The sequence below is a fragment of the Bradyrhizobium sp. USDA 4461 genome, assembly GCF_054055655.1.
Map to the genome: position 1 here is coordinate 2,061,501 of NZ_JBSRXM010000001.1, position 18,038 is coordinate 2,079,538.

General features: G+C 65.6%; 16 protein-coding genes and 1 tRNA gene. 4 read left to right on the forward strand and 13 right to left on the reverse strand.

Going from position 1 to position 18,038, the window contains the following annotated elements:
* The first annotated feature begins 105 nt into the window (after positions 1–105).
* The gene (locus ACVINW_RS09665; RefSeq protein WP_456751078.1) at positions 106–1,878 is read left to right on the forward strand and encodes a putative bifunctional diguanylate cyclase/phosphodiesterase; all 1,773 of its coding nucleotides are present in this window, start codon (positions 106–108) and stop codon (positions 1,876–1,878) included.
* Between the two features lie 153 nt (positions 1,879–2,031).
* Here the strand turns inward: ACVINW_RS09665 and ACVINW_RS09670 are convergent, their stop codons facing one another.
* On the reverse strand, positions 2,032–2,640 hold the full coding sequence (locus tag ACVINW_RS09670; RefSeq protein WP_456751079.1) for a carboxymuconolactone decarboxylase family protein: 609 nt from the start codon (positions 2,638–2,640) through the stop codon (positions 2,032–2,034).
* A 176-nt stretch (positions 2,641–2,816) separates the two neighbouring features.
* Between ACVINW_RS09670 and ACVINW_RS09675 the strand changes: the two genes are divergently transcribed.
* Positions 2,817–3,221 (forward strand): YccF domain-containing protein, encoded by a 405-nt coding sequence (locus ACVINW_RS09675; protein ID WP_456751080.1) that lies wholly within the window; start codon positions 2,817–2,819, stop codon positions 3,219–3,221.
* A 15-nt stretch (positions 3,222–3,236) separates the two neighbouring features.
* On the opposite strand, the gene ACVINW_RS09680 is transcribed toward ACVINW_RS09675, so the two are convergent.
* The 3 genes from ACVINW_RS09680 to ACVINW_RS09690 all read right to left on the reverse strand — a co-directional run bounded on the left by ACVINW_RS09680 (position 3,237) and on the right by ACVINW_RS09690 (position 5,918).
* Entirely contained in the window at positions 3,237–3,494 is a 258-nt protein-coding gene (locus ACVINW_RS09680; RefSeq protein WP_456751081.1) for a GCG_CRPN prefix-to-repeats domain-containing protein, read from the reverse strand.
* Between the two features lie 210 nt (positions 3,495–3,704).
* Entirely contained in the window at positions 3,705–4,745 is a 1,041-nt protein-coding gene (locus tag ACVINW_RS09685) for an alpha/beta hydrolase (RefSeq protein ID WP_456751082.1), read from the reverse strand.
* 93 nt (positions 4,746–4,838) lie between these two features.
* Positions 4,839–5,918 (reverse strand): LLM class flavin-dependent oxidoreductase, encoded by a 1,080-nt coding sequence (locus ACVINW_RS09690; RefSeq protein ID WP_456751083.1) that lies wholly within the window; start codon positions 5,916–5,918, stop codon positions 4,839–4,841.
* 129 nt (positions 5,919–6,047) lie between these two features.
* Between ACVINW_RS09690 and ACVINW_RS09695 the strand changes: the two genes are divergently transcribed.
* A tRNA-Arg gene (locus tag ACVINW_RS09695) sits at positions 6,048–6,124 on the forward strand.
* Between the two features lie 90 nt (positions 6,125–6,214).
* Here the strand turns inward: ACVINW_RS09695 and ACVINW_RS09700 are convergent.
* The 6 genes from ACVINW_RS09700 to ACVINW_RS09725 all read right to left on the reverse strand — a co-directional run bounded on the left by ACVINW_RS09700 (position 6,215) and on the right by ACVINW_RS09725 (position 13,136).
* A complete protein-coding gene (locus tag ACVINW_RS09700; protein ID WP_456751084.1) occupies positions 6,215–7,462 on the reverse strand; it encodes an arsenic transporter in 1,248 nt (415 codons plus the stop codon).
* Between the two features lie 37 nt (positions 7,463–7,499).
* Positions 7,500–8,786 (reverse strand): MFS transporter, encoded by a 1,287-nt coding sequence (locus ACVINW_RS09705; protein WP_456751085.1) that lies wholly within the window; start codon positions 8,784–8,786, stop codon positions 7,500–7,502.
* A gap of 53 nt (positions 8,787–8,839) precedes the next feature.
* A complete protein-coding gene (locus ACVINW_RS09710) occupies positions 8,840–9,460 on the reverse strand; it encodes a hypothetical protein (RefSeq protein ID WP_456756354.1) in 621 nt (206 codons plus the stop codon).
* A gap of 49 nt (positions 9,461–9,509) precedes the next feature.
* Positions 9,510–10,217 (reverse strand): hypothetical protein, encoded by a 708-nt coding sequence (locus ACVINW_RS09715; RefSeq protein ID WP_456756355.1) that lies wholly within the window; start codon positions 10,215–10,217, stop codon positions 9,510–9,512.
* A 157-nt stretch (positions 10,218–10,374) separates the two neighbouring features.
* A complete protein-coding gene (locus ACVINW_RS09720; protein ID WP_456751086.1) occupies positions 10,375–11,703 on the reverse strand; it encodes a sigma-54-dependent transcriptional regulator in 1,329 nt (442 codons plus the stop codon).
* Positions 11,688–13,136: a sensor histidine kinase gene (locus ACVINW_RS09725; RefSeq protein ID WP_456751087.1), complete on the reverse strand. Its 1,449-nt coding sequence runs from the start codon at positions 13,134–13,136 to the stop codon at positions 11,688–11,690. The genes ACVINW_RS09720 and ACVINW_RS09725 overlap by 16 nt, the downstream gene beginning before the upstream one ends.
* A 449-nt stretch (positions 13,137–13,585) precedes the next feature.
* Between ACVINW_RS09725 and ACVINW_RS09730 the strand changes: the two genes are divergently transcribed.
* Positions 13,586–14,878, forward strand: a complete 1,293-nt coding sequence (locus tag ACVINW_RS09730) for a hypothetical protein (protein WP_456751088.1) — start codon at positions 13,586–13,588, stop codon at positions 14,876–14,878.
* A 117-nt stretch (positions 14,879–14,995) separates the two neighbouring features.
* On the opposite strand, the gene ACVINW_RS09735 is transcribed toward ACVINW_RS09730, so the two are convergent.
* From ACVINW_RS09735 to ACVINW_RS09745, 3 genes are read right to left on the reverse strand one after another with little or no spacing between them, the layout of a single operon-like run.
* Entirely contained in the window at positions 14,996–16,258 is a 1,263-nt protein-coding gene (locus ACVINW_RS09735) for an adenosylmethionine--8-amino-7-oxononanoate transaminase (protein WP_456751089.1), read from the reverse strand.
* Positions 16,255–16,887 carry a dethiobiotin synthase gene (gene bioD / locus ACVINW_RS09740; RefSeq protein ID WP_456751090.1) on the reverse strand — a complete coding sequence of 211 codons (633 nt, stop codon included), beginning with the start codon at positions 16,885–16,887 and terminating at the stop codon, positions 16,255–16,257. Before bioD ends, ACVINW_RS09735 begins: the two co-directional genes overlap by 4 nt.
* Positions 16,884–18,038 (reverse strand): 8-amino-7-oxononanoate synthase, encoded by a 1,155-nt coding sequence (locus ACVINW_RS09745; RefSeq protein ID WP_456751091.1) that lies wholly within the window; start codon positions 18,036–18,038, stop codon positions 16,884–16,886. Before ACVINW_RS09745 ends, bioD begins: the two co-directional genes overlap by 4 nt.

The following is an 18,038-nucleotide window of genomic DNA, read 5'->3' on the forward strand; positions in this document are numbered from 1 at the left end:
ACGATTGCCGCGACGGCTTGCGAAAGCCGCCCGGGTCTCATTCTGTCACGGCATTTCGCAGGTCCGCTTAACCAAAACTACAACGGACTTTGCCAAGGTCGGCCCATGCATAGTCTCACCAGAAACGATTTTCAGGCGGGCGCGGCAGCGACCGGCGAAGACGACATTTCCAGCAATGAATTGCGCATCCTTCGCGATCTTCTCCAGCTGCTGCCGGCGGGCGTGACCGTCCAGGACGAGCACGGCCAGTTCATCCTGGTGAACGAGGCCGCCGCGAGCCAGTTGCAGCTGGCCGCCAGCGCGACCCAGCCGCCGCCTGTCGACGAACGCCACGCCGCCAATCTCGACCTGCTGCGCAGCGGCCGGCCGGTGGTGCTCGAGGAAGTGCTGTCCTGCGGCGCCTCCAAATACGTGTTCCTCACCGCGCACCGGCCGGTCCAGATCGCCGGCCGCAACCTCCTGATCTCCGCATCGACCGACATCAGCGAGCAGAAGGCGTTCGAGGACCAGCTGTTCCGCTCGGCCTATTACGACGAGCTGACCAGCCTGCCGACCCGTCGGGTGATCGAGCATCGGGTCAACGGCCTGATCCGCGACGATGCACAGAGCCATTTCGCGCTCGCCTTCCTCGACGTCGACAATTTCAAGCACATCAACGACTATTACGGCCACGCTATCGGCGATGCGCTGCTGGTCGAGCTGTCGAAGCGGCTCGGCCACGCGCTGCGCGACACCGATATCCTGTCGCGGATTTCCGGCGACGAGTTCCTGCTGCTGCTGAACCCGATCAGCAGCAATGACGAGGTCGCCGAATTCATCCATGTGATGCAGGAGCGGCTGAAGGCGCCGTTCTTCATCGAGGAATCCGAGATCTTCGCCTCGACCTCGATCGGCGTCAGCCTCTACCCCGTGCATGGCAGGAGCTACGAGGCGCTGCGCCAGAACGCCGACATCGCGATGTACCGCGTCAAGAACAACGGCAAGGGCTCGACCGCGTTCTTCGACAACAGCATGGAGCGCGAGGCGCTGGCGCGGATGAAGATCGAGCAGTCGCTGCGGCTGGCGATCCTGGAGAAGCGCTTCTGCTGCGCGTTCCAGGCCAAGGTCGACATCCGCACCCAGGAGATCAAGGGCATCGAGGCGCTGGTGCGGCTGCGCGACGACGAGGGCGTGATCCAGGCGCCGGGCACCTTCATCAACCTCGCCGTCGAGCTCGGGCTGATCGACGAGCTGACGTTCCTGGTGCTGGCGGAGATCGTCAAGTCGATCGACCTGATCAACGACACGTTCGGGCCGACCGCGACGATCAGCATCAACGTCGCGGCCAAGCAGGCCGGCAATCTCGAATTCATGCGCCGCTTCGCGCGCGCGATCGAGGAGACCGGCTTCCCGAAGCGCTTCATGATCGAGGTCACCGAGGACGCGTTCGTGACCCGGTCGCATTTCCAGGACCAGATCCTGCCGATCCTGCGCGGCATCGGCGTCGGCATCTCGATCGACGATTTCGGCATCGGCTACTCGTCGCTGTCGGCGCTCGCCGACATCACCGCGGACGAGATCAAGATCGACCGCTCCTTCATCACCGACATCCATCAGCGGCCGCGCAGCCAGGGCATCCTGCGTGCGATCGAATCGCTGAGCGAGGCGCTCGGCATGACCGTGATCGCCGAGGGCATCGAGTCCTACGAGGAGCTCACCTATCTGCAGGCCGCGACCAAGATCCGCTATGCGCAGGGCTATTACTTCGCCAAGCCGATCTTCCTCGAGGATCTGAGGCCGGCGACGCCGGTCACGAGCGAGTCCCGCGCCAGCATGGCGGCACGCCCGGCCCAGGAGAGCCGCCAGAGCTACTCGCGCGCCAGCGGGTTCAGGCGGTAGGCAATCCGCCTCACCTCACCCCGCTTGCGGCAGGGCTATCGCAGATCGCCTGCCTCCGCAGGGACGCACTGCCAAACCTCGAAAACAACCCCATGCAAAGGAGCCGGCGGTCCAACCCGCTCCCCGCAAAAACGGGGAGAGGGTAAAGTCGGCCTATTTCTCCAGCACCGGCAGCGGCGCGACGCCGTTGTTGGCGGCACCGGCCTGCATCGTGATCAGCGTCATCGACACCAGGTCGTAGTAGCCCATGATGCCGATGATATCCATGATGCCGCGCTCGCCGAACTTCTCCAGCGCGGCCTTGTAGACGGCGTCCGTGACCTTCCGGTCGCGATAAAGCGCGCTGCCGAGATCGTACAGCGCGGCCTCGTCGTCCTTCATGCCGTCCGGCCGCGTGCCCTTGGCGATAGCGTCCGCGATCTTCGGATCGAGCCCGCCCTTGATCGCCAGCGGATAATGGGCGGACCATTCATATTGCGCGGTCCAGTGCCGCGCGGTGATCAGGATCGCCATCTCGCTGAGCCGCGCCGGCAGCGAGGTGTTCCAGCGCAGATACTCCGACAGGTTCGACAGCTTCGGCGCCAGATCGGGATTGCGGATATAGGCGCGGTACGGCGGCGCGGTGAATTTGGCGTTGCGCGGCGGCGCGCTGATCATGTCGGCCCAGGCCTTTTGCGGCGGCGACAGCTCCTCGGCCTTGAGCGGCGCGAAGCGCATGGCATCCTCGGCGCGCGCGGCCTGCACCGAAAATGCCAGCAGCACCAAACTCCCGGCCGAAAGGATCCTGGCCCCAAGAATCCTGGCCCCCAGAATCCTGGACCCATTTCTTTTTCTCATTGTCGTTCTCCCCTTTGAGGCGCGACGCGCCCGGTCCGCACCCTACCGCGGCGCCGCGCGCCGGCCTATATTGAGGGCGGTGTTACGCGAAGGTGTCAGCCATGCAGCCTGTGTCCATCCTCCTGAACGTCCTCTGGATCCTGATCGGCGGCGCGTGGATGGCGTTCGGCTGGCTGATCGCCGCTGTCATCATGGCGGTCACCATCATCGGGCTGCCCTGGGCGCGCGCCGCCTTCAACATCGCGGTTTACACGCTGCTGCCGTTCGGCTCGCGCGCGGTGCGCCGCGATGAGATCACCGGGATGTCCGACATCGGAACCGGACTGCTCGGCGTGATCGGCAACCTGATCTGGTTCATCCTGGCCGGCTGGTGGCTCGCGATCGGCCATCTGATCACCGCGATCCTGCTCGCGGTGACCATCATCGGCATTCCCTTCGCCTGGGCGCATCTCAAGCTTGCCGGCATCGCGCTGTGGCCGATCGGCAAGGTGATCGTGCCGGCATAGCAACAGGCCTGAAGGTTACAGCCAGTCCTTCGTCGCCTGCGAACAGGCCTTGTAGTCGCGCCTCCAGACGAACCCATGGCCGCCGCAGGGCGGACGCGGGCGCGAGGTGGCGGGGCATTCGTTCCACACGCGAGCGCCGGTGCCCCAGCCGTCAATCACGCAGGCGCCGTTCACAGTGGCGTGGCAACCGACGCCACAGCCATCCGCCGCGTTGGCGGGAATCGAGCCGAGCAACGCAGCTGCCGTCAGAACCGCGAGCAAACATCCTCTCATGACGTTCTCCATCAATCTGTCAGTCGTGATGCTCCATTCGCGCCAACAGCCTAGGCGATCTCAATGCGGCTTGCCATCGAATCGGCGCACACATTGTGGTGTGCGCGCGATGCAATCATGATGCGATCCCATGGGATCGCAGCATGATCGCATGCCATTGTTCGAGCATGACCTTCCCAGAAACCGGTGTCCGCTTTTCCGGATCATGCCCTAGCGCGCGGCCTCGCAGCCGGGGATGTCGAACACCGCGGTCAGGCCGCAGGGCGAGTTGAGCATCTTGCCGCCCTCGTGGCCGACGCCAGGCACGTCCCACACGCTGTGGTTCGGCGTGCCGCCGTCGCGGGCGGCCATCGCGGCGACATAGGAGTGGCCGCGCGCGTAGCGATACGGCCCCTCGGCCTCCGCCATGCAGGATTTGTCGAGCGCGGGATGATCGGGGTTGGTGTCGAGCGTGCCCAAGAGATAGATCACGCGGCGCGCGACATAGGCCTGTTCCAGTGCGGCCGGTGTCGGCGCGGCGAGATAGGGCGGCCGATCGTCCATGCCGAACTTCCAGCTGTTATAGCCTTCGCATGTCGCCGCGATCGCGGGCTCCGGCCGCTCCTTGGTGAAATACGCATAGGAGGACGGATTGGCGACCACATAGCGCACGCCGATGCCCTCGCGCAGCAGCACCTGATCGCCCTTCACTGCGATCGCATAGCGCTGCACCACCTGGCCGCCGCCGGAATGGCCGAACACCACGACCTGCTTCAGGTTCGGAAACAGCTTGCGGTCGCCGAGCCTGGCGAGGATCGCATCGAGCGCCTCGAACGAGCTCACCGGGCCAGGTGCGATCGCGGGCTCGCCGCCCTGCCAGCCATAGAGGCTCCAGCGCAGCGTCTCCGCCGGCAGCTTGAACGCCTCGACGTCGGGCGCGATCAGGAACTGCGGCGCGATCATCAGCGTGTGCTTGCCGACATCGCCGGCCGCCGCCTGCGCGCTCAGCGCCGCGCGGAAATAATCGTCGGCATTGCGCAGCACGCCGTGCAGCACCAGCACCGCGCGGGTCACGTCGGGCAGCGGACTGGCCCAGTCGGTCGAGAGATAGAGCGGAAACGTCGCACTGCCGACGGCGATGCGCCCGCTCGCGATCTCCTTGACCGGCGTCATGTCGCGCTCGGTCTGTGCCGGCGCGGCGGACGCGACCGGCGCGTGCGCCGCCGTCACGATGAGCAGCGCCAATGCCGCAAGCCAGCCCCGATGATGCATGGTTCAACTCCGTTGTGCCGCAATCCCGGCCGGATCATGCCGGGCCGATCGTCGATTCACCCGTGAATTTTCGGAAAGCTTCCGGATCGTGCTTCACGCAGCGAGGCGCCCGCGATTGTTGGCGGCGAGGATCGGGCGGATCAGGCGGCCGAACCGCTCGGCCTCCTCGTCATGCAGATAGCCGGACAGGCAGAAGGAGTGGCAGCCGGCGTCGATGAACCGCTGCAAGGTCGCGGCGCATTGTTCGGGATTGCCGACCACCGCGATCCCCGCGCCGGGCCGCACCTTGGTGATCCCGGTCCACAGATGCGGCATCAGCAGGTCGCCATAGTCGCGCGCGAGCTGCTGCACGCGCTGATTGGCCTCCGAGCGATTGTAGAGCGTCTTCATCTCCTGCTTCTGCCGCTCGGTGGCGTGACGCACCAATCGGTCGGCGGCCGCCCAGGCATCGGCCTCGTTCTCGCGACAGATCACCTGCAGCCGCATGCCGAAGCCGATCGCATGCTCGCGGTCATGCGCCTGCGCCATCCGCCGGATCTCGGCGATATTGTCGGCGATGCGCTCGGGCAGATCGCCCCAGAACAGATGGACGTCGGAATGCTTGGCCGAGACCTCCCAGGCCTGCCGCGAGCCGCCGCCGAGATAGAATTTCGGAAACGGCTGCTGCAACGGACGCGGGCGGACATGCGCGCCCGAGATCGTGTGAAACCTGCCTTCGAACTGCAGCGGCCCGCGCGTCGCCCACAGCGCCTTCAGGATCGAGACCTCCTCCTCCATCAGGGCGTAGCGCTCCTCCTTGGCGTAGCGCACGCCTTCGGCCTCGACCTCGCTCTCGTTCTGCCCGGCGATCAAATTGATGCAGATCCGGCCGCCCGACATCTGGTCGAAGGTCGAGATCATCTTGGCCATCAGCACCGGGTTGATGTAGCCGGGCCGCGCCGCGATCAGCGGCTTGATCCGCTCCGAGCGCGCCGCCATGAAGGCACCCGCGATCCAGGCCTCCCAGCACACCGAGCCAACGGGGATCAGGAGATACTCGAAGGAGGCATCCTCGGCCGCCTTGACCACCCGCGCACAGAGTTCCGGCGAACCGGCGATTTGCGCCTCCATCAGCCCATAGGCCGTGGTGTCGCCATGCGTGGGCAGGTACCAGCCGAATTCCAGCGGACGCATGGGCAAACTCCCTCCAAAGACGGCCATTTTATCCGGCCTGTCATATGAACGCAGGCAGTTTACAGCCCTTGACCGGCCGGACAACGCCGTTGCCGACCGGGAGCCAATCAGCTAAATGAACCCCTGCACGCACCCGTAGCTCAGCTGGATAGAGCGTTGCCCTCCGAAGGCAAAGGTCACACGTTCGAATCGTGTCGGGTGCGCCAGTTCCTCTACGCTTGCGGCGCGGTGCTATCGCGCGAGATGAAAGCTCCAGGTCTTTCTCGTCGAGCGAGCAAGCGACCTGGACGAAATCGTCACCGGATCGCGGCTGCGAGCGCCGCCAGCAACGCGGGTGGCGTCACCAGCACACCGATTTTCAGGAAGCGCCACGCGGTGACGTCGATCTTTTCGCGCCGCAGCGCCACCAGCCACAGGATTGTTGCGAGGGAGCCAGTCACCGATAGATTGGGCCCGAGATCAACGCCGATCAGCATCGCGCCGAGGACCGGCGCAGGGAGCTGGCCGCTGGCCGCGACCGAACTCGCCACCAAGCCAACGGGAAGGTTGTTGACGATGTTGTCGGCCACCGCGGCAGCGATTCCGGTGCCCCAGGCGGCCTGGGTCGGCGATCTCTCGATCGCGGCCTGAAGAAGCCCGCTGAGTTGGCCGATCGCGCCGGTTTTCACCAGCGCTTCCACCATCACGAATAACCCCGCGACCAAGGGCAACACGCTCCACGAAATGCCTCTTGTCACCGGCCACGGCGACTGCCGGCTGAGAACCAGCACCGCCGCAGCCGTGACAATGCCGCAAATGAACGTCGGCAACCCCAACGACATGTCGAGCGCCGATGCCGTCAACAGGACGATGCCGAGCGCGGCGATCCCGGCTGCGGTGAGCCTGCCGCCGCGGCCGAGCTTGGGATTCTGCACGGCGCGCTCGATGCTCTCTTCGGCGAGCGCGCGGCGCAGGGTAATTCGGAGCACGACAAAGGTCACGACAATCGCGACAACCGATGGCAGCGCGAACTGGCGCAACCATTCGGACAGATGCGGCATACGCTCGCCGAACATCACGAGATTGGCCGGATTTGAGATCGGCAGCACAAAGCTCGCGGCATTGGCGATGAAGGCGCAGGCGAACAGATAGGGCAGCGGCTTTGCTCCGGCGGCACGGGTCGCGGCGCAGACGGCCGGCGTCAATACGATGGCAGTGGCATCATTGGAGAGCAGCGCGGTAACAACGATGCCGACGGCATAGATCAGAAGAAGCAGACGCTGCGGCGAACCGTGCGCATGCTCGACCGCCATTGCGGCCAGATAGTCGAACAGCCCTTCGTTCCGCGCAAGTTCAGCAGCAAGCATCATGCCGATCAGGAACAGATAGACATCAAGGCCTTTGGCAACACCGTGCAGCGCTTCGCTTGCAGTCAGGACGTTGCAAGTCACCAGCGCGGCGGCACCCGCGACCGCCCAGATCGCTTCAGGCAGACGAAATGGCCTGATGATGACGCCAGCCGTTGCCGGGGCAATGATACCCCAGGTCAGGAGCGATTCGTACATGGGCACCATTCCGCCACCTCCAAAAGAACACTCAAGATCACCTCGCAGCGATACCGGAGGCTGCCGGCTCGGCATGCTCCATCCGGCCGGCATTCGTACCGGAATGCGTGCGGGTCTCGGGCAGTGCGAACCAGCAAACCCCAAAGCCGATCGCCGCGATCGCGCCGAGCGCAAGAAAGGCTGCGCTATAGCCCGCCTTCACAACGACAAGACCTGCGAGCGTCGTCGAGAGCGCCGCGCCAATGCTTTGCGCCGTGATGACTGCGCCTTGCGCGACGTTGAAGCGCCCGGTGTTGCGCATGAGGTCGGCGACGATCACGGGAAAGATCGCGCCAAGGATGCCCGCGCCGACTCCATCGAGAAGTTGCACGCCGACGAGCCAGGCCTCGTTGTCGGACAGCGTATAGAGCGCCCCGCGAAGGGGCAGGATCAGGAGCGCGGCAAGGAAGAAGCGTTTGTGGCCCCAGCGATCGGCCCGCGCCCCAACGAGCATCGCCATCGGCACCATGACGATTTGGGCCGCGAGGATGCACGCAGCCATCATGCTGGTGCCGAGATTCTTGTCCTGCAGCGCGAGTTTTTGTCCGACCAGCGGCAGCATCGCCGCATTCGAGAGGTGAAACAGCGTTACGCAAACCGCAAAGATCAGAAGCGGGCGGCACGTCAGGAGAATGCCAAGCCCTGACGGCCGCTCGCGATCGCCGTCCGGATTCCCGGCATGTTCGTGTAGTCCGCGCGCCAGGTCATGATCGATCGCCTCTTCCGGGATCGCCAACACGCTGATGAGGCTTGCGACGGTCATGCAGCCAAGCACGTAGAACACGGTCTGCGGACCGAAAAAATAAGCCGTGCCGCCTGCAATCGTGGCGGCCGCGGCATTGCCGGCGTGGTTGAAGCCTTCGTTGCGGCCGATGCGGGCCGCAAAGGCTCGATGGCCCGCGACGCCAAGGGAAACGGCCGCCAGCATCGGGGGAAGGATCACACCGGCCGCATGCGCGATGCTTTGCGACAGAACAACCGGCCAGAAGCCTGCGCAAAGAGGCAAAGCCAGCGAGGCACAGGTGACGATCAGCGCAGCGATGACCGTCACCAGGCGCTTTGCCCTTGTCGCATCGACCAGCGCGCCGGCCGGCGTCTGCGCAACGATGCCGGCAAAGCCGGCGATCGACATCACGACGCCAATGCTGGCTTCATCCCATTTTTGTACGGTCAGCAGATAGATGGCGAGATAAGGCCCGAGCCCGTCGCGCACATCGGCAAGAAAAAAATTGGCGGCGTCGAGGGCGCGGTTGGCACGTTGTCTCGATCTTGAATCAGTGGACATATCCGGCCTCGACCCTCGACGTTATTCCGCCAATTTCCTCTTGGCGATCGACCTCAGGCGTGTGCGGAACGATCGTGTTTGGGCTTTTCTTCGTGCTTGGGCTTCGGTTTTGCAGCCTTGATCGCGCGGAGATCACGGCTGCTGGTGCCGATCTCCTTGGCATCCACGACGCGACCGTGTCTGGTTTCGACACCGTCTCCTCTCACTGCGACCATCGCGTTCGGTGCAAGAAGACCGGCAAGCTGTTCAGCCTCCTTGGGCCCGATTCGGATCACCGTGCCGTCGGCGAGCAGCGCGCCGCGGAGTTCGCCCTTCGGGCCGAACAACGACAGCCGCACGGTTCCCTCGGCCGACATCTTCCTCCTTTCGAGCTTCGGATGTTTGCGATCGTGGTCCGGTCCTTGGTCTACGACATGCGCCCCATCCGCCGCCGTGACCGCGACCGCCGCGATGAGATGACCCTTGCGCGGCCGGACGCCGCGGACGCCGACCGCGTCGCCGGCCTTTACGTGGCGGGTGAGTCCGGCCTCCATGTGCGGCGGCGTGTGAACAAGGACCGGCGCCGGCGCATCGCCATTCATGACGAAGCCGTCGATCTCGCCGTGCTGGTTCAGCAGGAAGCGTTCGACGGTGCCTTTCACTTCGGGCAGGCAATCGGGATCAATCCAGTGCATGGTGTTGTTCTCCTCTGTTGTGTGTTGCTTCGGAAATATGCGGCTGGCGTCAGCCGCGCGGCGGCGGTGGAGGTGGCGGCCCGAAACGGTCGGGGCCACCCTTGCGACCACGCAGCGGACGTGGACCGTCGAGTTCGGTCATCTGACCGGGCGAGGCGCCGATCGCTTGCACGTCCACCACTCTGCCGAGCGCGGTGTCCAGCGTTTCTCCGCGCACGGAAACCATCTGCCCAGGTTGCAACCAGTCGGCAAAGCGCTCGGCTTCAGGCGGGGGCATGCGAAGCTGGGTGCCGTCGTCGAGCATGGCGCCGTTCACCTCGCCGCGCTTGCCGTGCAGCCCCGCGACGATCCGGCCGCTGAACGCCCGCTGCGCGCCGCCGTTGTCGGGGCCGCGCGTCGGCCCCTCGTCGGTGACAGTTCTGCCGGTTGCGACATTGCTGACTGAAGTCGCATCGACGAGCGGAATGGCTCGCGCACGAAGACCGCGGATCGAAACCTCGTCGCCCGGCCGGATCGTATAGACGATCTGGGCGGAGAGGTGCGGCGGCAGCTTCACTTCCGTGCCGTCGGCAAGGATCAGCCCGTCAACGTCGCCGCGGGGCGTCAACGTGTAGTGCTTCACCCGGCCGCGCGACTCCGGCAGTTGCGACGAATCCCAGACGGCGCCGGCGGCTTGCGAATGGGCTCTCGTGCCGGCTCCGATGGCTGTCGCCGCGAGGAACGCGCACGCAAGCGCTCGTATTCGCGTCGTTGTCATCTTCATGATCAAGCTCCTTCAGAAATGGCGAGCGGGTCGCCAATGCGAAAGGTTCAGCAATGGGCGTGCCAAAGCTGAAGTGCTTGTTTGTGAAGGATTTTTGGGAGCGTTCGGCTGGTCGGTCGTCGGCTTTTCTGACGGTGGGCGTCAGATTTTCTTACGCATCTCCGCCGGTCAGGCCGTAACGCTGCATCTTGGTGTAGAGAAGCTGGCGGTTGATGTTGAGGCGCCGCGCGGCTTCGGTGCGGTTGCCGCCGCAGGCGTCCAGCGCCTTGCGGATCATCGCTTCTTCAAGCTGCGCCACCGCTGCCGGCAGATCGCCCTCCGGAAGCGCCGTGTGAGCTGGGTGATGTTCCGCGGCGCTGGTATCGATATCGTCCGCGGCGATGGTATGGCCTCTGGTGAGAAGGCAAGCCCGTTCGATAACGTTGCGCAATTGCCTGACATTGCCGGGCCAGCCGTAACGCGCGAGCTTATCGATCGCGCCGCTGTCGAGCTGTTTCAGCGGCTGGCCGGAACTGACTGCAAGCGCAAGGAAGTGCTCGGCAAGGGGCACGATATCGGACGGCCGCTCGCGCAGCGGCGGTACCGCAATGGGAACGACATTGAGACGATAATAGAGGTCTTCCCGAAACCCGCCGGCCGCCACGAGCCTTGGCAAGTCGCGGTGGGTTGCGGTGACGACCCGCGCCGTGGTCTGGACCGGTTTGCCGCCAACCGGCGTGATCACCCGCTCCTGCAATACCCGCAGGATCTTGGCCTGCATCGCAAGCGGCATGTCGCCGATCTCGTCGAGAAACAAAGTGCCATTGTCAGCGTCGCGGAAGGCGCCGATGCGGTCGCTCGTCGCGCCTGTGAATGACCCCTTCACATGTCCGAAGAGCTCGCTCTCAAGCAGGTCCGGCGGGATCGCCGCGCAATTGACCGCGATGAACGGGCCGTCTTTGTGCTGGCCATGCATGTGCAGCGCGCGCGCCACCAGCTCCTTGCCAGTCCCGGTCTCGCCCTGGATAAGAACCGTCGATTGGCTGTCGGCGGCAAGCCCGATCGCCTTCTGCACGCGCCGCATGGCCTCGCTCGATCCGATCAGGGTATCGAGGCTGCCTTTGCTTGTCATGGCGATGGGCCGCTGCCGAGACGGCAAACGTCCCATGAGGATTTTCAGTTCGTCGCGCCCGATCGGCTTGGTAAGGTGGTCGAAGGCGCCGAGCCTCATCGCTTCGATGGTATTTTCCGCGCTGGCAAACGCGGTCAACACCACCACGGCAGGCGGGCTTTCCTGCGACCTGATGCGCCGCAGCACCTCGATGCCATCCATACCCGGCATCTTGAGATCGAGCAGCACCGCGTCCACCGTCTCGGACAGCGCGGCGAGACCTTCGCGCCCCGATGAGGCCGTTTGCGGTGTGTGGCCGAGATCGCTCAGCGCCTCCGCAAGACCTTCACGCAAATCCGGGTCATCATCGACAATCAGGACGTTTGCCATGGCACCTCGATCTCGAACCGCGCACCGCGCGCGGTATGCGCGAGGCGAGCTTCTCCGCCGTGAGCACGCGCGATTTCCCGCACGATGGCAAGCCCAAGTCCGGTTCCCTCGGAGCGCGCGGTTGCAAAGGGCTCGAAGAGCCGGTCACGCATCTCCTCGCTCACGCCCGCTCCGCTGTCGGTCACGGATAGCAACAACTTATCCTGTTCCCGCAGGGCGTCCACAATGATGCGCCCGCCGGCAGGCGTGTTCTGAATGGCATTGAGAATCAGATTGTCGAGCGCGCGCTGCATCTGGGAAGGGTCAAAGCGCGGCAACGGATTGTTCGGCGCCGTCGTTCCTGTTTCCAACGACAAGCCGTTGGCCGCCGCCAATTCCTGGTGGGGCTCGATCGTGCTGTGCAGGAACGACGCAAGCTCGACATCCATCGGCTTGGGTTCGCCGGCCTGGGTCATCTGCAAGAGATTGCGGAGCAGCGTGTCCAGCCGTGCAACCTGCTTCAGAATCGCTTCCAGCGCAGTCTTCTTGCGGGCGTCATCGCCGGCGGCAAGCGCGTTTTCCGCCTTGAGCCGCATCGCAGCGATGGGGTTGCGTATCTCGTGCGCGAGCCCCGCCGACAGCCGCCCGACGGCGGCAAGGCGCTCGGCTGTACTCGCGCGGCGCTGCTCCTGCGCGAGCCGTTCGCCGGTCTGGTTTAGCGCATCGACCAGCCGGTCGAGCTCCGGCTCGCCGGTAGGCGGAAGCCTTGGAAGATTGATGTCTTCATTTTTCCCCAGCGCCTTCTCCAGGACCGCGATCTTGCGCGACCATGAGAACAGCACGCGCGCGAGCCATATCGCGGAGCCGAAGATGGTGACTGCAAGCACAACCAATCCAGTCAGCAATTGTGTGTATGCCGGACCTTCCGCGGTGAAGGCGCGCGTCATCGTCCAGGCCGTCGTGCCCTGCAGCGGTCCGCGCAACGGGCAGGCGTGCACCAGCAGTACCTGCGAGCGCGCCGGCTGCCGCAAACCTGCCGGCCGCCCCGAACGCAGGGCTTCGCCATTGATTTCGCGGATCGTGCCCAGCTCCGCGGCAGGAAGATCGGTCTTCGGACCCGTACCTTCATAGGAAGGGAAGGCGTAGGCGAGCGAACCCGCATCGGCCTGCCAGACGCCCCCCTCGACGCCGGTGGCACCGGAAAGTGCGACCTGAACCAGCGCGTTGAGCTCCTGCTTCAGCCGGGCGTCAACGGGCCCGCCCGTCCAACCGGAGACGAAGAATTGGTAGCGGTCGGCAATATCCCGGCAGGCGCGTGCTACCAGCTCCTCAGACCGGGCAACGCGTGCGTTCGCGGTCTGCTGAAAGGACTCGAACAGGAGGTACCCGGTCGCAGCTCCTGACAAGACCAGCATGATCCAGAGTGCTAGCAGCCGCGACCGGAGAGACCGCATCGAAACTTCTCACGCGAGTGAAATAGCTTGTGAGCTTATACGAATCTGAAGACAGCGCTATTGGGCCGATTCTGCAAAAATCGCCGCTTGTTGCGATGCTGAGGTTTCGGGACCGCGCGCGGACCATCGCCTCCCACGACCCGCGATCTCTAAGCTCCGCGCGATCGGCGCGCACGAGTTGAATGGCGAGGCACTCCCATATGCCCGGAGTGCTGGCGTTCGTCCGGCACAGAACGCGCCGGTTGGCCCACCGCGCGTGCCTTCATCTGGCGTACGCAGACAACCTCGCGTTCCATCCTGACATCAAGCTGACTGTCGTCTGCTGCCGTTAACGATTCCATCGTCGCGCGATCTCGAAACCACGGTGTCAGCACAAACATTCACAACGGGTTCATGTCGCCGCCACTATTCGACTCCAACGCTGGGGGAATAAGATTGGAGTATGTGCCATGCGTCGCATCGCCGGACTGCCTTTCGCTCTTGCTCTCAGCCTCTGCTGCCTCTCACCGCCCAACGCTGCGCACGCGCAGCTCGCCATCGGCATCGGCATCACCGTGGATGCGGCGCCGCCGCCGCTGCCGGTCTATGTGCAGCCGCCGATGCCCGCGGCCGGCTACATCTGGACTCCGGGCTATTGGGCCTGGGACGACGATACCGGCTATTACTGGGTGCCCGGCACATGGGTGCTTCCGCCCGCGCCCGACCTGCTGTGGACGCCCGGCTACTGGGGCTGGAACGATGGCATCTACGCTTTCCACGCCGGGTATTGGGGCGCGACCGTCGGCTTCTACGGCGGCATCTCCTACGGCTTCGGCTACACCGGCGTCGGCTATGAGGGCGGCTACTGGCGCGGCGGCAGCTTCTTCTACAACAGGTCCGTCAACAACGTCTCGAACGTCTCGGTCACCAACGTCTACAACAAGACTGTCATCAACAACACGACCAACGTCAGCTACAATGGCGGCGCCGGCGGTACCACGGCGCGGCCGACGCCGCAGCAGGTGGCGGCCGCGAACGAGCACCACGTGGCGCCGACCGCCGAGCAGACCCGGCACGCGGAAGCGGCGATGAAGAATCCGGCGCTGACGCTCGCCAACAACCATGGTCATCCGGCGGTCGCCGCGACCGCACACGCCGCGCAGTTCAGCGGCGCCGGCGTGATCGCCGCGCGACCGGGCAAGCCGATCGCGGCGCCGCCGCCCCGGCATGCGCAATCGACGGCCGAGCACGCGGTGCCGACGGGGAATGCCGTGCCGCCCGGGCATACCCTGCCGAGCGGCAACGCGTTGCCGGCGACGCACGCCGCGCCGACTGAGCACGCTCAAACGACGGGGCACGCGCTGCCGAGCGGAAACGCACTGCCGCCACAGCACGCAGCGCCAACAGGACACGCCTTGCCCGCGGGGAACGCTTTGCCGGCGGCGCACGCTCAACCGGCACAACACGCCCTGCCGACAGCTCACGCCGCGCCGGCCGCAGGCGAACGTCCCGCGCCGGCGCCGCATGTCGCCGCAGCGCGAGCCGTGCATGCGCCGAGGCCGCAAGCCGCACAGCATGCCCCTGCTCGACCTGCGCCACGTCCGGCCGCGCATCCGCCGGCGCCCCACGTCGCGCAGGCGGCCGTGCACCGTGCGCCGCCGCCCCGGCCCGCGCCGCATGTGTCACGACCGGCACCGCGCCCCCATCCCGCGCCACGGCCGCAACATCCCGCGGCGAGACCAGCGCCACACAGACACGCCTGACCCGGCTGATCGGCGTGCCCGCAAGAGTACGCCGATTTCACATGAGTGCCATCGCGTGCAAAACGGCACGCGATGCAAATCGTCAGTCACGGAATTTGCGGCGCGCAGGGTGTACCGTCAGGCCAGTTCGTCGGCTGCATCCGCGATCGCGGAATAAATCTCACCGAGGTCGGCCTCAGTGACGCAATAGGGCGGCATGACGTAGATGGTGTTGCCGAGCGGTCGCAGCAGCAGGTCGCGACGTACGAAGAAGTCCTGCAGTTTCGGTCCGATGCCGGCGAGATAGCCGGCGTCGCCGGCCTTCAGATCGAGCGCGGTGATGGTTCCGGTGCGACGGACGTTTTCGAAACGCGCATCGCTGCGGAACGGCGCGATCAGGCGCTCCTGCATCGCGGCGACGGAGGCTGTGCGCTCGCCGGCACCATGGTGCCAGAGCTCGAGGTTGGCCCTTGCTGCGGCGCAGGCGACCGGGTTCGCCGTGTAGGAACTGGAATGGAAGAAGGTGCGCGAACGGTCGCTGGAATAATGCGCGTCGTAGATCTCGGCGCGGCACAGCGTCACCGCGAGCGGCAGCGACCCGCCGGTGAGGCCCTTTGAATAGCACGCGATATCGGGCGCGATTTCGGCCTGCTCGCACGCGAACAAGGTGCCGGTGCGGCCCCAGCCGGTCATCACCTCGTCGGCGATGAACAGCACGCCATGGGCTTCGCAGACGCGCTTCATCTCCTTCAGCACCCAAGTCGGATACATCAGCATCCCGCCCGCGCCCAGGATCAGCGGCTCGACGATGAACGCCGCCGCGGCCGGCTCCTTGCACGCCGCCTCGAGCGCATCGAGCGTCGCCTGCTCGTGGCCTGTGGCGGGAAACGGGATCGTCGCGACGTCGAACAATAGCGGCGCGTAGGCCCTGTTGAACACCCCGCGCGCGCCGACCGACATCGTGCCGACGGTGTCGCCATGGTAGGAGTGCTGCATCACGATGATCCGCGTGCGCGGCACGCCGATATTGTGCCAGTAGCCGAGCGCCATCTTCAGCGCCACTTCGACGCTGGTCGATCCGCTATCGGAGAAGAACACGTAGTCGAGGCCGCGAGGTGCCAGCTTCAATAGCTGCGCGGCAACGACTTCGGCCGGATCATGGGTGTGGCCGGCGAAGATGATCTGGTTGAGCTGCTCCGCCTGCTGCTGGATCGCGCGCACGATATGCGGATGGCAATGGCCATGGGTCACGACCCACCAGGATGCGATGGCGTCGATGATGCGGCGGTCGTCCGCGGTGTAGAGATAGGCGCCCTCGCCGCGCACGATCCTGGTCATCTCGCCGTGCAGCGCGTGCTGGGTGAACGGATGCCAGATCGGAGACCTCCTGGGCGACGTCATGCCTCGAAATCTCCGCGCCGGAACGACGCCTTGAACGCCGCCTGCAACGTGTCTGCTGCGAGTGAGGACAGCCATGGCAACCGGCCCAGCCGGCGCACCTGCCCGATCTGGCAGATGGCGCGCTCGCTCTCGGGATTGCTCTCGCCGATGAACGCGATGCCGAGGATGTCGATCTTGCGATTGCGCAGCGCCTCCACCGACAGCAGCGAGTGATTGATGGTGCCGAGCGCGGTGCGGGCGCAGAGCACGACCGGAAGCCGCCATCGCTCGAAGATGTCGATATAGAGCGTGTCGTCGTTGAGCGGCACCATGAGCCCGCCGGCGCCTTCGATCACCAGCGGCCGGTCAGAGGTTGCGGGCACGTCGAGCGCCTCAGGATCGATGCGTACGCCGTCGATCGCGGCGGACTGATGCGGCGAGGCCGGCGTTCGCAGGCGGTAGCGTTCCGGCACGATGCGATCGGCCGGGAGTCCCGCAAGCCGCGCCACCCGTTGTGCATCGGTCTCCTCATCGAGGCCCGACTGAACCGGCTTCCAGTAGCTCGCGCCGAGGAAGCCGACGAGGCCTGCGGAGAACACCGTCTTGCCGATCCCGGTATCGGTGCCGGTCACCACGATCCGGCCGCTCATCGCGACCAGCCCTTGGTCTCCTCGACCAGCGCATCGAGCAGCGCCCGCACGTCGTCCTCGCTGACATTGAGGGTCAGCGCGATGCGCAGCCGCGCGGTGCCGGCCGGCACGGTCGGGGGCCGGATGCCCCTGACGTCGAAGCCGCGCTCCTGCAAGCTGGATGCAAGCTGCATCGCGCGCGCATTGTCGCCGACGACATAGGGCACGATCTGCGATCGCGACGGACTGCGCCAGCCGCGTCGATCGAGTTCGTGATGCGTGAACGCGACCAGTTTGGCGAGGCGCTGCTGATGCTCGGGTTCCTCTCGCAGCATCAGCAGGGCCTCACGCACCGCAACGGCCACAAGCGGCGACGGCGCCGTGGCGAAGATGAACGGGCGGCAGCGATTGACCATGAAGTCGCGCAGCACCGTGGAGGCCGTGACCAGCGCACCCGCAGCACCCAGCGCCTTGCCGCAAGTGTGCACGATCACGAGGTTTTCGCGGCCTTCATAGGAGGCCGTCAGCCCGCGCCCGTGCTCGCCATAGACGCCGGTGCCATGCGCCTCGTCGACCATCAGGAACGCGTCGTGCCGGTCGGCGATCGCGACGAGGTCGTCGAGCGGCGCGACGTCGCCGTCCATGCTGTAGACGCTTTCGACCACGATCCAGACCCGGCCCTTGCCGCCCTCGGCGCGCCAGCCGCGAATGGCATCCTCGATCGCCTGCGGATCATTATGCGCGCTGAACCGGAACTCGGCCCGGCCGGCTCGCGCGCCTTCATGGATGCTGGCGTGCACCAGCGCATCCAGCACCAGCAGGTCGCCGCGCTGCGGCAGCGTGGTCAGCACCGCGAAATTGGCGACATAGCCGCCGCCGAACAACAGCGCGGTCTCGGCGTGGAAGAACTCGGCGGCCTCAGACTCCAGCCGCTCGTGCTCCGCGCAATTGCCGCGCAGCAGCCGCGACCCGCCGGCACCGATCGGCGTGCCGGCTTCGAGCGCCGCCGCAACGGCTCGCTTGATCCGCGGCGTGTTGGCGAACGCCAGATAGTCGTTCGAGACGAAATCGATGCCCGCGCGCGGCGTGAGGCCGCGCAGCCGATCGTCCTTGCTCAGGGCGTGCAAGGCCGCGGCGTAATCAGCGGCCGCGGCCGCATGGATTGCGCTCAT